We start from the raw sequence: 1,235 nt of genomic DNA, 5'->3' as shown, positions 1-1,235 counted from the left end.
GGGATCGTGTCGGCCGCGAGACGCTTGCGTTCTACGAGCAGCTGCTGCGCCAGAACGCCTCTGGCGGCACCCGCCCCACCCTGAACACGCCAGGCTCCTGATGATCACCGACGCTCTGCTGCGCACCCAGGTCTGGCGCTACCCGCCGCCCCTGATCGAAGGCCAACTGCGCGGTATCGCTTGCATCACCTCGATGATCCAATCTGGCCTGTGTCCCATGTCGTCACCGACCCTTCCAGCTTGTTGCTGCAGACGGCCTGGGATGCCGGAACCGTCTGCCAGGCGTCCGCCAGCCACTCGCGCGCCCGGATGAACGATTTCGTGGCCAGCCACCTGATCCGCAAGGGCGAGGTCCGGGCCTTGCATTACATCTGGGCCTCGCTGCGTGACGATCCGCTGGCGCCCCAGGTGTGGATCCGTGCGCTGCAGGCCGGCTTCCTGAAGCTGCGGCCCCAGGGCGCTGCTTCGGGGTCCGTGGTGTGAGGGTCCTGATGATGGCCGACGTGCTTCCGGAGCCGGACTCGGGCGCTGCCGGCACCGAGTGGCAGACGGCCCGGGCGCTGGAGCGTGCGGGCGTCGACGTGTGCACGGTCTGGGCCAGCGACATGCGGCGGCGGCGGCTGCGCCACTGGAACCTGCACTACCTGCTCGAGCTGCCGCTCACCTACCGCGCGGCCCTGCGGGCCCACCTTCGCCAGGGCAGGTTCGACGTGGTGCACGTCAACCAGTCTCACGGTTACCTGGCCGCCCGTGAGCTTCGCCTGCGCGCACCAGACGCGGTCTTCGTGCATCGGTCGCACGGTTTCGAAGGCCGTTACGAGGATGACCTGACGACATGGAGGCGAGCCCATGCTGCGCCGCAGCCGCCACCAGTGCGCGTCGCCCGTGCGCTGATGCGAGCCGCCCTCTCGCGCAGCAACCGCATGATCGCCCGCCATGCCCATGGCCACATCGTGAGCGCTTCGCAGTGTGCGGCCTACCTCACACGCCACCACGGTGTTGCCGCTGAGCGCATCGCGGTGATCCCCCAGGCCGCCCCGCCGGCCTTCCAGGAAGCCTGCCCCGAGCCGATGGATATCGGCCGCCGCCTGAAGCTGCTTTACGTGGGCCGCTTCGAATTTGTGAAGGCGCCGTTCTTCGTGGCGCAGGTGGCCCAGCAGGTGCTGCAGGCGCGGCCCCAGGCCAGCTTCACCTGGGTCTGTGAGGGGCGTAACCATGCTGCCGCGCGTGGGCTG

General features: G+C 69.1%; 2 protein-coding genes. Both read left to right on the top strand.

Features of this window, described 5'->3' with window-relative positions; translation table 11 throughout:
• The first annotated feature begins 210 nt into the window (after positions 1-210).
• Entirely contained in the window at positions 211-483 is a 273-nt protein-coding gene (locus tag ACLD7X_RS16910) for a hypothetical protein (protein ID WP_411424855.1), read from the top strand.
• 20 nt (positions 484-503) lie between these two features.
• Positions 504-1,235, top strand: a 732-nt coding sequence (locus ACLD7X_RS16905; RefSeq protein ID WP_425625419.1) for a glycosyltransferase family 4 protein, incomplete at its 3' end; no start/stop codon positions are given.

This window comes from Aphanothece microscopica RSMan92 (genome assembly GCF_046613545.2).
Taxonomy (GTDB): Bacteria; Cyanobacteriota; Cyanobacteriia; order PCC-6307; family Cyanobiaceae; genus NIES-981.
The sequence above is the reverse complement of the archived record's forward strand: the minus strand, read 5'-3'. Positions and strand labels throughout refer to the sequence as shown.